Source organism: Pectobacterium jejuense, from assembly GCF_026800125.1.
GTDB lineage: Bacteria > Pseudomonadota > Gammaproteobacteria > Enterobacterales > Enterobacteriaceae > Pectobacterium > Pectobacterium jejuense.
Map to the genome: position 1 here is coordinate 674,705 of NZ_JAPQKX010000001.1, position 16,109 is coordinate 690,813.

A 16,109-nucleotide genomic window follows, 5' to 3' on the forward strand; every position below is an offset into this window, starting at 1 on the left:
CAGAATAAATAGGGCGTATGGCGACATCGTCATACGCCTATCGCGTGATTATTTCTTGATACGGATAACTGTCGCCAGACGCGCCGGTGCGTTGGCGGATGCGACAAACGGTTGATTAATACGCGCAGTTTCCACACACACGAACGTTTTATATCCCTCATCGGTCATATCGCTAATCGTACGAGAGAGCTCTGCACCGGGGTTCCATGACACGACATCGCTATGGTGCGTATGGTGCACTTCGATAGCACGTTTCAGTACTGCATCATGTACCACGCTGGTGTCCTGCGGCTGGGTATAAATGCGGTCTGTACGATCGGTAAAGACCAGATCGCCTTGCTGCGTTGCCAGCTTGCCCTGATCCACTTTATCAATGAATGTCTCACCCAGACCCGCAATGCGGATATCGCTGATATCGCCGATATTGAAGTAGGTGTGCAGCGCGCTGGTAATGCTGTAATCGCCATGCGCTTCCAGTTCAATGCCACATTCCTTGCCCAGCTTGAAGCGGGCGATGAGCGTGAACGCATGCGGCCAGCTCTTGCGCGTTTCTTCATTGTCTTTCAGCGTAAAGGTGAGTTGTACGCCGTGTTCATCTTCGCTGTGGTCGGTAAATTCCCACGGCAGCAGACGGGCAAAACCGTGATTAGGATCGGCGAAAGGGCCAAACCAAGGGAAACAGATCGGGACACCGCCGCGAATCGCAACGTGATGAGTAAAAGGCGTATTGTCGCTCAGCCAGAGCACCGGCTCTTCGTTTGTTGGCTGCCAACTGAGCAGGTGCGCACCTTGTAATGCGACTGCGGCGCGCACTTCAGGGTGATCGACGACGATGATAGGTAATTGGTCCAACTGACGCTGGGTGAGGGTTGCGCTAATTTGCTTCGTGACGGGGAGTGAGAACATTGTGTTATGCATGATAGTGCCTTTTTTTGATTGTTTTTCGTGGTAAAAAGAAATCTGCAATAAACAATAAAAAAGGGCGACATCACGTCGCCCTTTTTTCACAGAATCATCGCTGACGCTTATTTAGAGATGTGAGCGATCAGATCCAGAACTTTGTTTGAGTAACCAGTTTCGTTGTCGTACCAGGAAACCAGTTTCACAAAGTTATCGCTCAGAGCGATACCGGCTTTAGCATCGAATACGGAAGTCAGTTTTTCACCGTTGAAATCGGTAGAAACTACTTCGTCTTCGGTGTAACCCAGAACGCCTTTCAGCTCGCCTTCAGAAGCAGCTTTGATTGCTGCACAAATTTCTTTGTAAGACGCTGGTTTTTCCAGACGTGCAGTCAGGTCAACAACAGAAACGTTAGGGGTAGGAACGCGGAACGCCATACCAGTCAGTTTGCCGTTCAGCTCAGGAATCACTTTACCTACTGCTTTAGCAGCACCGGTAGAAGATGGGATGATGTTCTGTGCTGCGCCGCGGCCGCCGCGCCAGTCTTTGTGAGACGGGCCATCAACGGTTTTCTGCGTTGCAGTAGTTGCGTGAACAGTGGTCATCAGTGCTTCAACGATACCGAAGTTGTCGTTGATAACTTTTGCCAGTGGCGCCAGGCAGTTAGTGGTGCAAGATGCGTTAGAAACGATTTCCTGACCAGCGTAAGTTTTGTGGTTTACGCCCATAACGAACATCGGGGTGTCATCTTTAGATGGACCAGTCAGAACGACTTTCTTCGCACCAGCAGCGATGTGTTTACGCGCAGTGTCGTCAGTCAGGAACAGGCCAGTTGCTTCAGCAACAACGTCCACGTTGACTTCGTTCCACTTCAGGTTTGCAGGATCGCGCTCTGCGGTAACACGAATGGTTTTGCCGTTAACAACCAGGTGGCCATCTTTAACTTCAACGGTGCCGTTGAAACGACCATGAGTTGAGTCGTACTTCAGCATGTACGCCATGTACTCAGCATCTAACAGGTCGTTGATTGCAACGATCTCGATGTCAGAACGCTCTTGCGCAGCGCGGAAAACAATACGGCCGATACGGCCAAAACCGTTGATACCTACTTTGATAGTCATATATTCCACCAGCTATTGGTTTGTGAATAAAAGGTTGGTTGTAAAATTACAAAAACCTTGCTGAGCGTCAAGCGGAATCGTGTCAATAGTTGCTGTAAGTCAAACCTATGACCAAACTTTGTGCGAAAACCGCTCGACCCTGTAACTAAGTAACATCTAAGACTAATATGAGGATGAAATGCATCATATAAAGCCTGTGTGATCTCAATATGTGATGTGCATCACAATTAAATATTGATGCTAATAACATTCCTAATATTAGGCCAGAACAGCCTGTTAGGTTGTTAATTTTTTGTTATAATCAATGATTAATTGAATTGATAACACCCGCCGTGAGACTTCCTATGACTAACGACTCTGCTTCGCGTACCCCATCCGACAATACTGAATTGACAGAGATGCAGCGCTATGTCACCCAGCAACGTGGTACGGAACCTGCGTTTTCAGGCAAATTGCTGCATAACAAGCGCACTGGCGCTTATCACTGCCTGTGTTGCCAGGCTCCGCTGTTTTATTCCGACAGCAAATACGACTCCGGCTGTGGCTGGCCGAGCTTCGATCAGCCGGTCTCCTCAGAGGCTATTCGCTATCTGGAAGATGATTCACACAATATGCGCCGTATCGAGATCCGCTGCGGGCAGTGTGATGCGCACCTGGGGCACGTGTTCCCTGATGGCCCGAAAACTACGGGCGAACGTTACTGCGTGAATTCGGCTTCACTGAGTTTCATCGACGACGTTGATGGCGAACGCGTTGACGGGTAATCTGTCTGCGATAGGTGCGACAGCGATAAGTTAGATGATAGCTTGCTTTAAACGATTCAGCTACTAAAAACGCTGTTAGCACAAGAACCCAGTAAGAATAAATCTGACCTTTCTCGGAGCAGAAACCGGATATGGAACTCAATGATCTGATCGACGCCATGACGCCAGAAATTTACCAACGGTTAGTCACGGCGGTGGAGTTGGGCAAATGGCCAGACGGTGTCGCGTTGACGGCGGAACAGAAAGAAAACTGCCTGCAAATGGTGATGATGTGGCAGGCTCGCCATAATGAACAGGCTGAGCACATGACGATTGGCACTGATGGCGAAATCGTGATGAAGAGCAAGCAGGAGCTGAAGCGCGAGTTTAACATCGCTGACGCTATTATTACGCTAAAACCCGACGCGTAAAATAGAAGCAGGCAGCCTCATCGGCTGCCGCTATTTCGGTTGTTAATAGCGTTAGTCAGCGGCAGACAAAGTAGTAAGAAACTGCGTCATATCCGTCAATGTTGCCCCACGCTGTACCATTTCCCGTAACGCAGATTCGCTGTCATCAGGCGAAAGATTCACGCCACGACAGCCATCTACCAAGACTTCAGTGTGATAGCCCAGAGCAATCGCATCCAGCACGCTAAACTTGACGCAATAATCGGTCGCCAGACCCAGAATGGTCAAATGGGTGATGTGATTAGCGTGCAGCCACGCATCCAATTCGGTTTTCACGCGATGCCCGTTATCGAAAAAAGCGCTATAGCTATCGATCTCAGACTGAGTCCCTTTTTGCACGATCCACTGAATGGCCGACTGATTCAGCGCTGGATGAAAATCAGCGCCGGATGTTCCCTGTACGCAGTGAATCGGCCACCAGATCTGCGGCCACCCGTTTAACTCACCGAGTTCTCCGACCTTGGTATGCGCATTAACCGCAAAACTGCCGTGATTAGCGGGGTGCCAATCCTGGCTGGCAATCACTGGAACGCCAGCGGCGACGCAGGCTTCAATCGCGCGGTTAGCCACCTCAATGACGCGGTTGCCTTCGTTAACAGCCAATGCACCGTCGGGACAAAAATCATTTTGCAGATCAACTAATAGCAATGCTTTTTTCATTACGACTCCGTGATTAACTCAATCTTTATCGCTCAATTCCCCGTGCAGGTTTTGCTGCATCAACTGGCGAATGTCATCAGCGCTTAGGTCTTGCTGGCTAAGTAAGTAATGCAGCTTGGTCAATGCGGCTTCGACGGTCATGTCAAAGCCGCTGATAACGCCCGCATGCGCCAGCGCATTGCCCGTCGCATAACCGCCCATGTTTACGCGCCCAGAAATACACTGTGTCAGGTTGACGACCACAATACCGCGTGCGGAGGCTTCACGTAATTCGTGCAATAGTCCGGGGCTTTGCGGCGCGTTGCCAACGCCGTAGGAACGCAGGATAAGCGCTTTCACCGGCTGACGGAGGAAATTGCTGATGACATCGGCAGAAATGCCGGGATAAATCGTAATCACCCCGATAGGCTGCGGTGTAATGTGATGCACTTTCAGCGGCGGACAGTTGTTACATTCCACGGTCGGCGCCAGCCGACGAATATGGATACCGGCTTCCAACAGCGGCGGATAATTGGGGGAGGCAAAAGCATCAAAGCCATCCGCATGGGCTTTGGTGGTGCGGTTACCGCGCAGCAGTTTGTTATTGAAGAAGAGGGCGACTTCATTAATCGGATGATTAGCCGCAACGTACAGCGCGTTCAGCAGGTTGGTCTGTCCGTCCGAGCGTAATTCCGCTAGCGGAATTTGTGACCCTGTCACGATAACCGGCTTAGCAAGATTTTCCAGCATAAACGAGAGTGCGGATGCGGTGAACGCCATCGTGTCAGTACCATGCAGAATCACGAAACCATCGTAGTCATCGTAATGGTTTTGAATATCGTCCGCGATGGATTGCCAATCCGCTGGCGTCATATCAGACGAGTCGATCAGCGGGTCATATTCATGAATCGTGAACGACGGCATTTCTTCGCGGTGGAATTCCGGCATTTTTGCCAACTGCTGCTGTAAATGACCGGATACCGGGACGTAGCCATTAGCAGAGCGCTGCATGCCGATGGTGCCGCCCGTATAGGCGACATAAATGGATTTCTTTCGCATGGTGGTGTGAGTCAGGGTTAAACCGAGAATTATAGAGGGAAAAGTAGCCCGATAATATCATCATAAGTAATGACTATTACTACCGGGCTAGACTTGAGGTCTATCTAAACGCTACCGGACTTCTCCGCAGTTAAGGCAAAATGCGTACCGGTTCTGCGGGTCGTTCAGGTTATTCATGATGGACGGCTGTGACCGCATGGCTTCCGCCAGCTGTGCGACCGGAGCTGGCAACATAGACTGGACGGCAACGGGCAGCAGGGCATAAACGGACGCGTTCACCTGATTCAGCATCGTGTCGAGCAAACCTGGCTGTTCGGCATACCAGTTCAACTGATACTGTCCCAGTTTTGCCAGCTCGGCCGCTTTCTTCACGGCATCATCAAAATCACCGATCTGATCGACCAAACCATTTTCTTTCGCGTCGCTACCGATCCAGACGTGACCTTGCGCGATCTGATCGATTTGCTCAGGCGTTTTCTTACGAGCCTGCGCCACGATATCGATGAAGTTCTTATAACCGCGTTCGATGCTTAACTGCATCATCTGCGAGAATTCAGGCGGCAGTGATTTCGTGATCGACAGATCGGCCAGTGGCGAGGTGGCAACGCCATCCGTATGGACGCCAAGGTTTTCCAGCGAATCTTCGAACGTGGTTATCACGCCAAAAATACCGATAGAACCTGTCAGCGTACTGGCGCTGGAGATGATTGCGTTCGCTGGCGTTGAGATCCAGTAGCCGCCCGATGCCGCCATACCGCCCATGGATACCACGATCGGTTTACCTGCCAAACGGAGCGCCATCAATTCTGAGCGAATCAACTCCGATGCGGTGACACTACCGCCAGGGCTATTGACGCGCAGTACCAGCGCTTTGACTTTAGGATCGAGGCGCGCGGCGCGGATTTGTGCCGCAGTGGTATCACCACCGACCATTCCCGGCGTTTCCGGGCCATCAATGATTGCGCCATTGGCAAACACAACCGCGATCTGGTTGTTGTTTTGCACCGGCGGTTTGATGGTGTAGTCGTAAATGCTGATGAAATTAAAGTTGTTCTTCTGGCTATTCCAGCCGAACGCTTTAACCAGCGATTGCTCGGTCACGGAACGTGATGCCACTTCGTCGACCAGCTTGTTATCCAGCGCATAGCGCGCGGTGTCGCCCTGAACGGCCTGCAGGCCTGCAAGGATACTGGTTGCGCCAGGGAAGAGCTGCTGAGGTGTAATCTGGCGGTTAGCAGAAACAGTATTTAAATACTGCTGCCACAGGGCATTGATCCAACGGCCATCGGCATCGCGTGCAGCCGGTGACATATCGTCACGCAGATACGGTTCAACGGCTGATTTATAGGTTCCCACACGGAAGATATTGGTGGTCACTTTCAGCTTGTCCAACATGGACTTGAAGTAGAGATTGTTGGTCGCGAAACCGTGCAGATCAACACTGCCTTGTGGCGTCAATGACACTGTATTGGCAAAACTGGCCAAATAGTATTGAGACTGGTTATAGCTGTCGCCGACTGCATAAATGGGTTTGCCGCTATCGCGGAATTCGCGCAGCGCCTTGCCGATATATTGCAGAGACGGTTGGTCGGCACCGGTAAAGTCGCTGAGATCCAGCACCATTCCCGTGATGTTGTCGTCACTCTTTGCCTGACGAATACTGTCGACAATATCGAACAGTGAGTTCTCCTGGCGACGGTTGTTCGATGCGCCGAAGAATTCACGTCCTAATTGACGCAGTTTGTTGTTAACGGTGGGTTGATCAACAACCACGCCCGTTAAATCGACCAGCAGCGCACCTTTCGTGGCTTCTTCAGGCGTCGTTTTTACCTGTGAGTAGATCCCAACACCAACTAAAATCAGAGCAATAAGGAAAATATTGAGAATAAATTCTCTGATAAAATTAAGCAGACGCCATGTCCACTTAAAAAATCCGCTAAAAATTCGCCACAATGTGCGCATGATATCTCCATGAACGGGTAAACAGCGTGTGCCCTACGTCCTTCAACTCGCCCTCTGGCAAGTGATGAAGCACAAGGAGTGATAGTATCCTAATGAGCGGACAGTAAAAAGTCAGCATTAAATCGCCGCAGAAGCGCGCCCTGTCGGGGTTATCTTGTAACAAAACTTCTACTTGTGCTAACGTGGCGCGCAACGTTGCCGTTCAGTCGTTTCTACCGTAGAAATGGGTTGTACCGCAGAAATTATATTGCCAGACAGGAGATGTGCGATGGATGCTCTTGAATTGCTATTGAATCGTCGTTCGGCCTCGCGCCTGACCGCGCCAGCACCGACGGGTGACGCATTGAATAACATTATCCACGCCGGTATGCGTGCGCCGGATCATGGCGCAATGAAGCCGTGGCGCTTTTTTATGATCGAAAATGACGGTTTGGATCGTTTTAGTTCGCTACTGACTCGTGCGGCGCAGCAGGAAGGGTTGGACGAAGCCGGTATCGATAAAGCGCGTCAGGCGCCTTATCGCGCACCGCTGATTATCACCGTTGTTGCGCATTGTGAAGAGAACCCGAAAGTCCCGCTTTGGGAGCAAATTGTCTCCGCAGGCTGTGCGGTTCAGGCCATGCAGATGGCGGCATTGGCGCAGGGCTTTAACGGTATCTGGCGTAGCGGTGCCTGGACGCATAATTCGCTGGTGCGTGAAGCGTTCAACTGCCGTGAGCAGGATGAAATTGTCGGTTTCCTCTATCTGGGGACGCCCGTGCTCAAAGCTTCGACGACGGTTACGTCGCTTGATACCGACGCGTTTGTTCACTACTTCTGATCGTCATCTCTTGAATAATATCGATTTCCACCCCGTTTTACAGCGTGCTTTCCCGCGAGTTACGCGGGAAATGCCCAGTCTGCTTGATGGTGAATAATGCGACTTTTTATTGCCGAAAAGCCCAGCCTTGCGCGGGCGATTGCAGACGTGTTACCCAAACCGCATCGACGCGGCGATGGCTTTATTGCCTGCGGTCAGAATGATGTTGTGACGTGGTGCGTGGGGCACCTGCTGGAGCAGGCGCAGCCGGATGTTTATGATGCGCGCTATGCTCGCTGGTCGCTTGCCGATCTCCCTATCATTCCCCAGAAATGGCTGTTGCAGCCGCGACCCTCGGTCAGTAAGCAGCTCAACACCATAAAAAAGCTCCTGAATGATGCCACCGAAGTGATTCACGCGGGAGACCCCGATCGTGAAGGACAACTGCTGGTGGATGAGGTGCTGGAATACCTTTCCCTGCCGGAAGAAAAACGTCAGCAGGTACGTCGTTGCCTGGTTAACGATCTCAATCCACAGGCGGTAGAACGTGCCGTTTCTCGTCTTCGCGAGAACCGAGAGTTCATCCCGTTGTGCGTGTCGGCGCTGGCGCGTTCCCGTGCAGATTGGCTCTACGGCATTAACATGACCCGTGCCTATACGATATTAGGGCGCAATGCGGGCTATGACGGCGTGTTGTCGGTTGGCCGCGTGCAAACGCCGGTGCTGGGGCTGGTGGTGCGACGCGATGAAGAGATAGAAAACTTCGTTTCCAAAGATTACTTTGAAGTGAAAGCCCATATCGTGACGCCTGCCGATGAGCGTTTTGTCGCGATGTGGCAGCCCAGCGAATCCTGTGAACCTTATCAGGATGAAGAAGGGCGATTGCTGCATCGCTCGTTGGCGGAACATGTCGTCAAGCGTATCGAAGGCCAGCCCGCGATTGTCACCAGCTATAATGATAAGCGGGAATCAGAAACCGCGCCGTTGCCTTATTCGCTGTCGACGTTACAGATCGAAGCCGCGAAGCGTTTCGGGCTGAGTGCGCAGCAGGTGCTGGACGTGTGCCAGAAGCTCTATGAAACCCATAAGCTGATTACGTACCCGCGTTCTGACTGCCGCTATCTGCCAGAGGAACATTTTGCCGGGCGTCATGCCGTCTTGAATGCGATATCCGTACACCAGCCGGATCTGTTGCCACAGCCGGTAATGGATGTGGATCGACGTAATCGCTGCTGGGACGATGGTAAGGTCGATGCTCACCACGCGATTATTCCCACCGCCCGCAGTGCAAGTGCCTCGCTGACGGAGAATGAGCGCAAGGTCTATGGTTTAGTCGCGCGGCAGTACATCATGCAGTTCTGCCCGGACGCCGTGTTTCGCAAGTGTGTCATTGAACTGGATATCGCGGGTGGTAAATTTATTGCCAAAGCGCGGTTCCTGGCCGAAGCCGGGTGGCGCACGTTGTTAGGCGGCAAAGAGCGGGACGAAGAAAACGAAGGCATGCCGTTGCCTGTGGTGGCAAAAGGCGATGAGTTACTGTGCGAACGCGGCGAGGTCGTTGAGCGCCAAACACAGCCGCCGCGGCCGTTTACCGATGCCACGCTGTTATCGGCGATGACGGGCATCGCGCGTTTTGTGCAGGATAAAGAACTAAAGAAAATCCTGCGGGCGACCGATGGGTTAGGAACCGAGGCGACGCGCGCGGGTATTATCGAGTTGTTGTTTAAACGGACATTTCTGTTTAAGAAAGCCCGCTATATTCACGCGAGTGAAGCGGGGCGGGCGTTGATTCACTCACTGCCTGCGAGCGCGGCGCATCCTGACATGACCGCACATTGGGAAGCCACGTTGACGCAAATCAGCGAGAAGAAATGTCGCTATCAGGATTTTATGCAACCGTTGACCCACTCCTTGCAGGAGCTGATTCAGCAAGCGAAACAGAACGGTGCGGTGAGAGCGTTTAAAGGGCTTTCAGCGCCGCCGTCAGGTGCTTCAAAACGGCGTAAGCCTCAGACTAAAAAAGCGAAGGAGCAGGAGCAATGAAATCGTTAGTGTCTTTGTGTTTCGCCAGTGTGATGCTGGTACTGCCTACGCTGGCACAGGCTAATCGTGGCGGAACGGATATTGTTGTTCCCGTTCCTCCGGAAGTGTGGGGCGCTGGGACCGCGGTGCGTGAGCAAAGTAACAACTGCCTGCGCTGCTGCGTGTATGAAAACCGGAACTATTCTGAGGGCGCGGTGGTAAAGGTCGAAGGGGTGATTCTGCAATGCGTGCGCGACAAGCAAACGCTGGGAACGAATAACCTGATATGGCAGTTGGTTAAGCAATAATCGTGCGTTAAAAAGCTCTACGATTAATATTTCTGCGAATTTTAATCACCGCTGTGGCTTTGATGCACAGCGGTGATGTTATTTTTACTACGTACGATCTTTTACAACGTACTATTTCTGCAACGAAAGTTTCTACAACGAAAATTGCGCCCAGATCGGTGCATGGTCAGACGGTTTTTCCATCCCTCGGATATCGTAATCAATACCGGTAGCGACGCAGCGTTCGGCCAGGAACGTACTGGCAAGAATCAGGTCAATACGCAGGCCGCGGTTGTCATCGAACCCGGCAGAACGGTAATCAAACCACGAAAAACGATCGTTGCTGTCTGGATTCGCGGCACGGAAGGTGTCGATAAGCCCCCAGCCTTGCAAACGTGCCATCCATTCACGCTCTTCCGGCAGGAAAGAACATTTACCGGTACGCAACCAGCGCTTACGGTTCTCTTCGCCGATGCCGATATCCAGATCGGTAGGGCTAATATTGACATCACCCATCACAATCAGCGGTTGTGTCGCGCTGTGGTGCTGTTCCAGATAGGTTTGTAGGTCCTGATAAAAGCGCGTCTTCGCGGGGAATTTCACCGGATGGTCGCGGCTTTCTCCCTGTGGGAAATACCCGTTAACGACCGTAAGCGTGCCATGCTCGGTGGCAAAGTCTGCCATGATGATCCGGCGCTGCGCATCGTCTTCATCCGTTGGGAAACCGCGACGAACCGCAATCGGCTGCGTTTTACACAATAGCGCGACGCCGTAGTGACCTTTTTGTCCGTGGTAATAAACGTGGTAGCCGTATTGGCTGACATCCTCTAACGGAAACATGTCATCGTGGACTTTGGTTTCCTGCAACCCGATCACATCCGGCTGGTGTTGTTCGATAATGGCGGCCAACTGATGAGGGCGCGCCCGCAGGCCATTGATATTAAAAGATACAACTTTCATGTTCGCTGCCATTCGCTAAAAAATGTGACCAGATGGTAGCAGAAAATGAGGGATGCCGTCACGGTGAGGCTGTGCTTTCTAACGGCGTTGATGGGCTTATTGCTGTGGCTTCAGAGACGGTTGGCGCAGATGAGAATCGTTAAAAATAAGATTCACTTATATTCAGTTGAACACGAGGCTTGTCGACCGTTATACTCCGCACCTCGCAGGAGAGAGGGCGTATAGTATCAGTAATACTATGGCGCTCCGCCGAAGGCGCAAACTCCCATAATCGCTCAGGCTACCCTAACTGCGAATTCCATTGAAGCCAACTGGAGAGAGGTTGCAATGCAACCCACCGAAGGGGCAAGCAGCACTGCTGCGTAAACTCTCAGGTAAAGCGGACAGAGGGAGTGGCACATTTCACAGGATAACTTGTGTGCTGACTTACATCTATCTGATCGCGATTACGGCAGAGGGGATGTCCGGGGCGCTGGCCGCTGGACGTCGTAATATGGATATTTTTGGCGTAGGCATGATTGCCTTTATCACCGCGCTTGGCGGTGGCACCGTTCGCGATATTCTCCTTGGTAATTATCCCATCGGCTGGACGCAGCATCCCGGCTATATCTACCTCACCATTGGTGCGGGTCTTTTCACGATTATCATTGCGCGCTTCATGCATCATCTGCACCGACTCTTTCTGGTTCTGGATGCGATGGGGCTGATTGCCTTTACGGTTATTGGCTGCAACGTCGCACTGCAACTGAATTATTCAACGACGGTGGTGGTTATGGCGGGTATCGTAACTGGAATTTTCGGTGGGATACTGCGTGATATTTTCTGTAACCGTACGCCAATGGTGCTGAAAAAAGAGCTGTATGCCAGCGTCTCGCTTTTAGTCGCACTTCTCTATCTTGGGCTAAAGTCGCTTAACGTTAATCACGATATTAACCTGCTGGCGTCATTCAGCATTGGTTTGGCCGTGCGTCTGGCAGCAATCCGCTGGTCGTGGCAGCTTCCCGTGTTCTCTTATGTTCCTGGGCGCTGGAAAGGGAAGGCGTAAGGCTATTTTTCCCCATTCCCTAAAGCGCGCTGATTATTGGTGCGAGTGGCGGTGGGGAAATAACGCGGCGCGTTGCTCAAAACCGTACCGGTTTTGTCAAACCTTGGTCGAAGGTTCTCACCTTCCCCTGATGGGAATCTGATGCTTTGGTGTTGGGGGATAATTCAGAGGTGCTGCTTTGAAATGGTGGTGGGGGAAGGATTCGAACCTTCGAAGTCTGTGACGGCAGATTTACAGTCTGCTCCCTTTGGCCGCTCGGGAACCCCACCACTGGCCTTGCTACAAGAAGCTTTCGCTTCAAGCGGGGCGCATCATATCAAATGACGCGCCCCTGTAAAGCGGTATATATCAAAAATAAATGCGGTTGCCGTTTTTTTATTCCGTTCGGCGCATCCTTATACAAAAAGATGTCCGATCAACCAATTACAGAATAATGGTGCGGTTACCGTAGACAAAAACACGCTGTCCGAGCACGCGATACAGCGCACGACTCAGGACATTTTTCTCAACGTCACGACCTGCACGCATCATGTCATCTGCAGAATACGTATGGTCGACGTGAATAACGTCCTGCATGATGATCGGGCCTTCATCCAGATTATCGTTGACGTAGTGTGCCGTCGCGCCAATGATTTTTACTCCGCGCTCATAAGCCTGATGGTACGGGCGAGCTCCGATAAAGGCGGGTAAGAACGAATGGTGAATGTTGATCACCTGATTCGGGTAGTGCTGAACAAACGCCGGTGTCAGCACTCGCATATATTTCGCCAGCACGACGTAATCGGGTTTGTATTGATCGATCTGCGCGATCATCTTTTGATCGTGCTCTTCGCGAGTCAGTCCTTCATGGCTGACCAGATGAAAAGGAATATCAAACCGCTCAACCAGCGTCTGCAAGGTATCGTGGTTACCGATAACGGCAGAGATTTCTACGTCCAAACCACCGTAGGCGCTTTTCATCAACAGATCGCCCAGACAGTGGGCTTCTTTCGTCACAAGAACGACGATGCGACGACGGCCAGCGGCGGTTAATTCGCGAGAAGAGCCTTCGGGAAGTGCGCTATCCAGATCGGCTAACAGTGTAGTGTCGTTGAAAATCCCTTCCAACTCGGTTCGCATGAAAAAGCGACCCGTGCGATGATCGACAAACTCATTGTTTTGCACGATGTTCAGTTCGTGCTTATAACAAATATTCGTAATTTTCGCGATGAGCCCTTTTGCGTCGGGGCAAATGGTTCGTAATACTTTTCTTTGTATATTTTGGGATTGCATGAGCGTGTGGATCCTGTCCAAAACTAAAATAACGATCTTATGGTAACGCAGCAATAAGGCCGCGTGGGCGACTGCCTGTGTTCTATTGTCCGCAACATTTTTTGTATTTTTTGCCGGAACCACACGGGCAAGGTTCATTTCTGCCTGTCTGCAAATGAACGCCGTCTATATAGTACCAGCGATTATGCTGGCGAAGGAAGCGTGAGCGCTCTCGCATCACTTCTGTTCGCTGGTTGTCGCTTTCAGATATATAACGTGCGGCGAATTCCACATAGCCCTCATCGGGCGTTTTTCCGGGAGAAGTTGCCAGTATAGTAAGGCCGAGCCATTGCGAATTCTGGCAACTTTCCGCGAGGGACTCGCGCCATTTCTCGGGCTGAAGGTCGGGATGCCAGGTGGCGATAAGGTAATCGACATCGTGTTTGACATAGGCGGTATAACGCGATCGCATTAATATGGCGGGCTCAGCCGCTGTTGCGGCATGCGTGAGGTAGGGTTGACAGCATGCGTTATACTGCAATCCACTGCAACAGGGGCAAGATTCTGACACGACGTCTCCTGAAGAAAATTTAAGATAAAAACTGATAGATAATAAACAGATCACTATGCAGGATGCCGATATGTTACCTAAGAAGCTCTACGGGTAGCAATGTGCGCTAAAATGAAGACAGGTGGATCGATCATGCAACGGAAAAAAATTGGAATAGCCTTGGGATCAGGGGCAGCGAAAGGATGGGCGCATATTGGTGTGTTTAATGCGTTAACCGAAATGGGGGTAAAGGTTGATGTTGTGGCGGGTTGTTCTATCGGTGCGCTTGTTGGCGCGGCGTATGCCACAAACAATCTATCTTCGATGGATCGCTGGGTGAGGGCGTTTGGTTACTGGGACGTGATTCGACTGATGGATCTCTCCTGGCAGCGCGGTAGTTTGTTGCGTGGCGATCGTGTCTTTAATAGTGTGAAGCATTTGTTACATACAACACAGATTGAAGATTGTGATATCAAATACGGCGTAGTGACGACAAACCTCAGTACTGGGCGTGAGCTCTGGCTGACGGAAGGCGACTTGCATCAGGCTATGCGTGCGTCTTGCAGTATGCCAGGCCTGCTATCCCCCGTTCGATTTAACGATTACTGGCTGGTGGATGGCGCGGTGGTTAACCCTGTCCCCGTTTCTCTGGCGAGGGCAATGGGAGCCGATATCGTGATCGCGGTTGATCTCCAGCACGACGCTAGCCTTAATCATCAGGATTTGCTGTCGATCAAACCGACGGCATCAGATATTGATGTGGAGAATGTTCCGCAAGGTTGGCGTAGCAGAATCCGGGAACGCTTACTGCGGGGCCGTCGTCAGCCAGCGGAAAGTTCGCCAACGGCGATGGAGATAATGAGTACGTCGATCCAAATTCTGGAAAATCGGTTGAAGATGACGCGAATGGCGGGCGATCCGCCTGATGTGTTGCTGCAACCGCATTGTCCCCAGATTGCTACCTTAGATTTTCATCGGGCGCAGGAGGCGATTGAGGCGGGTTATAAGGCGGTGGGAAAGATGCGTGATGAATTGTTGCCGCTAGTGAAAGAGGCATAGTGAAGCGTACTGCATAGCGTTAACGCACATGCAGTGAAGAAGACAGGGTGTGCCGCCTATCCGGCACACTGGCGCTAAAGCAGGTGTGATTATTCGGTGTTTGAAGTAAGGGGTACTGATGGAACAACCACTAGCGGGTAAGCATATTTTAGTCATTGATGACGAGGCCGTTTTTCGATCTGTGCTCGCTGGTTATCTGACTTCTCTTGGGGCTTCAGTTCAGGAAGCGATTAACGGATTAGATGCGCTGAGTACTCTTGAACATTACCAACCCGATTTAATGATTTGCGATCTGAATATGCCGACGATGGGAGGAATCGAGTTCCTTGAACGTCTGCGCCTGAAAGACAACGACACGCCAATACTGATCATTTCTGCAACCAGCCAGATGGCGGACATTGCCAAAGTCTTGCGGCTTGGTGTTCAGGATGTGTTGCTAAAACCGATTCGTGATTATGCTCGTTTGCGTGAAGCCGTGATGTCCTGCCTGTATCCCGATATGTTCACTTCACAGTTGAATGAGATGGATCAACTCATGCAGGACATGGACTCCCTGAATCAATCTCCTGAAGCAGTCACCAAACTGCTTGCTCAGCTACAGCCGCCCGTTCAGCAAACGCTTGCTCGTTGCCGTGTCAACTATCGTCAGTTAACGGCGGCCGAACAACCGGGGCTGGTGCTGGATATTGCCGCGCTTTCGGATACTGAGTTAGCGTTCTATTGCCTTGATGTCACTCAGGGTGTCAATAATAGTGGGACGCTGGCAGCGTTACTGCTTAGAACCTTGTTCAATGGGGTGCTTCAGGAACATTTGGCCGATCAACAACACCGTTTGCCGTATCTGCCGACGCTGTTAAAGCAGGTGAACCAGTTGTTGCGGCAGGCGAGCCTGGACGGTCGTTTTCCTTTGCTCGTGGGGTATTACCATCAGCAGTTAAAACAGCTGATACTGATTTCCGCCGGGCTAAATGCGACGCTGAATGTTAACGAACAGCAGATAGCGTTGAATAGTGGCGTTCCTTTAGGCACGCTTGAAGGCGCTTATCTCAACCAGCTGAATTATCAGTGCGAAGCATGGCAATGCCAGATCTGGGGCGGCGGCGGCCGTTTACGACTGATGTTGACTACAGAATAGTCTGATAGCGCGAGATGGGGCTGGTTTCAGGTAATACCCATCTTTCGGTATTATTTTTTATTTCCTACTATGTAGGGAGTTATCTTATTTTTATTGAACGGTAACGT

16 protein-coding genes, 1 tRNA gene and 1 riboswitch are annotated in these 16,109 nt (G+C 51.3%); of the genes, 8 read left to right on the forward strand and 9 right to left on the reverse strand.

Annotated elements, in window-relative coordinates:
* Positions 1-48: 48 nt before the first annotated feature.
* Complete coding sequence (locus tag NXT09_RS03070; protein WP_205550563.1) at positions 49-918, reverse strand: D-hexose-6-phosphate mutarotase; 870 nt, start codon at positions 916-918, stop codon at positions 49-51.
* Between the two features lie 107 nt (positions 919-1,025).
* Positions 1,026-2,021 (reverse strand): glyceraldehyde-3-phosphate dehydrogenase, encoded by a 996-nt coding sequence (gene gapA, locus NXT09_RS03075; RefSeq protein ID WP_048260224.1) that lies wholly within the window; start codon positions 2,019-2,021, stop codon positions 1,026-1,028.
* Between the two features lie 344 nt (positions 2,022-2,365).
* Here gapA and msrB point away from each other — a divergent pair, with 344 nt between their 5' ends.
* A complete protein-coding gene (gene msrB / locus NXT09_RS03080) occupies positions 2,366-2,785 on the forward strand; it encodes a peptide-methionine (R)-S-oxide reductase MsrB (RefSeq protein WP_029367374.1) in 420 nt (139 codons plus the stop codon).
* 131 nt (positions 2,786-2,916) lie between these two features.
* The gene (locus NXT09_RS03085; RefSeq protein ID WP_010275380.1) at positions 2,917-3,195 is read left to right on the forward strand and encodes a YeaC family protein; all 279 of its coding nucleotides are present in this window, start codon (positions 2,917-2,919) and stop codon (positions 3,193-3,195) included.
* Positions 3,196-3,246: 51 nt separating this feature from the next.
* Here NXT09_RS03085 and pncA read toward each other — a convergent pair whose 3' ends face one another.
* From pncA to sppA, 3 genes are all read right to left on the reverse strand, one after another.
* Positions 3,247-3,894, reverse strand: a complete 648-nt coding sequence (gene pncA / locus NXT09_RS03090) for a bifunctional nicotinamidase/pyrazinamidase (RefSeq protein WP_268578831.1) — start codon at positions 3,892-3,894, stop codon at positions 3,247-3,249.
* 18 nt (positions 3,895-3,912) lie between these two features.
* Positions 3,913-4,932 carry an asparaginase gene (gene ansA / locus NXT09_RS03095; protein WP_039500890.1) on the reverse strand — a complete coding sequence of 340 codons (1,020 nt, stop codon included), beginning with the start codon at positions 4,930-4,932 and terminating at the stop codon, positions 3,913-3,915.
* A gap of 111 nt (positions 4,933-5,043) precedes the next feature.
* Positions 5,044-6,894: a signal peptide peptidase SppA gene (gene sppA, locus NXT09_RS03100; protein WP_268578832.1), complete on the reverse strand. Its 1,851-nt coding sequence runs from the start codon at positions 6,892-6,894 to the stop codon at positions 5,044-5,046.
* 268 nt (positions 6,895-7,162) lie between these two features.
* On the opposite strand from sppA, the gene NXT09_RS03105 reads away from it, so the two are divergent.
* From NXT09_RS03105 to NXT09_RS03115, 3 genes are all read left to right on the forward strand, one after another.
* Entirely contained in the window at positions 7,163-7,714 is a 552-nt protein-coding gene (locus NXT09_RS03105) for an NAD(P)H nitroreductase (RefSeq protein ID WP_205550556.1), read from the forward strand.
* Between the two features lie 96 nt (positions 7,715-7,810).
* The gene (locus NXT09_RS03110) at positions 7,811-9,736 is read left to right on the forward strand and encodes a DNA topoisomerase III (protein WP_205550554.1); all 1,926 of its coding nucleotides are present in this window, start codon (positions 7,811-7,813) and stop codon (positions 9,734-9,736) included.
* Positions 9,733-10,023 (forward strand): YnjH family protein, encoded by a 291-nt coding sequence (locus NXT09_RS03115; RefSeq protein ID WP_095994509.1) that lies wholly within the window; start codon positions 9,733-9,735, stop codon positions 10,021-10,023. The genes NXT09_RS03110 and NXT09_RS03115 overlap by 4 nt, the downstream gene beginning before the upstream one ends.
* A gap of 132 nt (positions 10,024-10,155) precedes the next feature.
* Here NXT09_RS03115 and xthA read toward each other — a convergent pair whose 3' ends face one another.
* Complete coding sequence (gene xthA, locus NXT09_RS03120; protein WP_039286590.1) at positions 10,156-10,962, reverse strand: exodeoxyribonuclease III; 807 nt, start codon at positions 10,960-10,962, stop codon at positions 10,156-10,158.
* A gap of 301 nt (positions 10,963-11,263) precedes the next feature.
* A riboswitch (glycine riboswitch) is annotated at positions 11,264-11,359 on the forward strand.
* Between the two features lie 21 nt (positions 11,360-11,380).
* On the opposite strand from xthA, the gene NXT09_RS03125 reads away from it, so the two are divergent.
* Entirely contained in the window at positions 11,381-12,007 is a 627-nt protein-coding gene (locus tag NXT09_RS03125; RefSeq protein WP_039277547.1) for a trimeric intracellular cation channel family protein, read from the forward strand.
* Between the two features lie 184 nt (positions 12,008-12,191).
* On the opposite strand, the gene NXT09_RS03130 is transcribed toward NXT09_RS03125, so the two are convergent.
* From NXT09_RS03130 to NXT09_RS03140, 3 genes are all read right to left on the reverse strand, one after another.
* Positions 12,192-12,276 (reverse strand) — tRNA-Tyr (locus NXT09_RS03130).
* Positions 12,277-12,430: 154 nt separating this feature from the next.
* Positions 12,431-13,279 (reverse strand): formyltetrahydrofolate deformylase, encoded by an 849-nt coding sequence (gene purU, locus NXT09_RS03135; protein WP_010275347.1) that lies wholly within the window; start codon positions 13,277-13,279, stop codon positions 12,431-12,433.
* 82 nt (positions 13,280-13,361) lie between these two features.
* Positions 13,362-13,829 (reverse strand): YchJ family protein, encoded by a 468-nt coding sequence (locus NXT09_RS03140; protein WP_180774146.1) that lies wholly within the window; start codon positions 13,827-13,829, stop codon positions 13,362-13,364.
* Between the two features lie 132 nt (positions 13,830-13,961).
* Between NXT09_RS03140 and rssA the strand changes: the two genes are divergently transcribed.
* Together rssA and rssB are read left to right on the forward strand one after the other, a co-directional pair.
* Positions 13,962-14,867, forward strand: coding sequence for a patatin-like phospholipase RssA (rssA, locus tag NXT09_RS03145; RefSeq protein ID WP_205550552.1), 906 nt, complete (start codon positions 13,962-13,964; stop codon positions 14,865-14,867).
* A gap of 118 nt (positions 14,868-14,985) precedes the next feature.
* Complete coding sequence (gene rssB / locus NXT09_RS03150) at positions 14,986-16,002, forward strand: two-component system response regulator RssB (protein ID WP_268578833.1); 1,017 nt, start codon at positions 14,986-14,988, stop codon at positions 16,000-16,002.
* Positions 16,003-16,109: the final 107 nt, after the last annotated feature.

What these genes read in the sequence shown, in the direction of transcription:
- NXT09_RS03070 (WP_205550563.1), bottom strand. Translation starts at nt 918, where the DNA reads ATGCATAACACAATGTTCTCACTCCCCGTCACGAAGCAAATTAGCGCA.
- NXT09_RS03105 (WP_205550556.1), top strand. Translation starts at nt 7,163, where the DNA reads ATGGATGCTCTTGAATTGCTATTGAATCGTCGTTCGGCCTCGCGCCTG.
- NXT09_RS03115 (WP_095994509.1), top strand. Translation starts at nt 9,733, where the DNA reads ATGAAATCGTTAGTGTCTTTGTGTTTCGCCAGTGTGATGCTGGTACTG.
- sppA (WP_268578832.1), bottom strand. Translation starts at nt 6,894, where the DNA reads ATGCGCACATTGTGGCGAATTTTTAGCGGATTTTTTAAGTGGACATGG.
- purU (WP_010275347.1), bottom strand. Translation starts at nt 13,279, where the DNA reads ATGCAATCCCAAAATATACAAAGAAAAGTATTACGAACCATTTGCCCC.
- gapA (WP_048260224.1), bottom strand. Translation starts at nt 2,021, where the DNA reads ATGACTATCAAAGTAGGTATCAACGGTTTTGGCCGTATCGGCCGTATT.
- pncA (WP_268578831.1), bottom strand. Translation starts at nt 3,894, where the DNA reads ATGAAAAAAGCATTGCTATTAGTTGATCTGCAAAATGATTTTTGTCCC.
- msrB (WP_029367374.1), top strand. Translation starts at nt 2,366, where the DNA reads ATGACTAACGACTCTGCTTCGCGTACCCCATCCGACAATACTGAATTG.
- rssB (WP_268578833.1), top strand. Translation starts at nt 14,986, where the DNA reads ATGGAACAACCACTAGCGGGTAAGCATATTTTAGTCATTGATGACGAG.
- NXT09_RS03085 (WP_010275380.1), top strand. Translation starts at nt 2,917, where the DNA reads ATGGAACTCAATGATCTGATCGACGCCATGACGCCAGAAATTTACCAA.
- NXT09_RS03110 (WP_205550554.1), top strand. Translation starts at nt 7,811, where the DNA reads ATGCGACTTTTTATTGCCGAAAAGCCCAGCCTTGCGCGGGCGATTGCA.
- xthA (WP_039286590.1), bottom strand. Translation starts at nt 10,962, where the DNA reads ATGAAAGTTGTATCTTTTAATATCAATGGCCTGCGGGCGCGCCCTCAT.
- rssA (WP_205550552.1), top strand. Translation starts at nt 13,962, where the DNA reads ATGCAACGGAAAAAAATTGGAATAGCCTTGGGATCAGGGGCAGCGAAA.
- ansA (WP_039500890.1), bottom strand. Translation starts at nt 4,932, where the DNA reads ATGCGAAAGAAATCCATTTATGTCGCCTATACGGGCGGCACCATCGGC.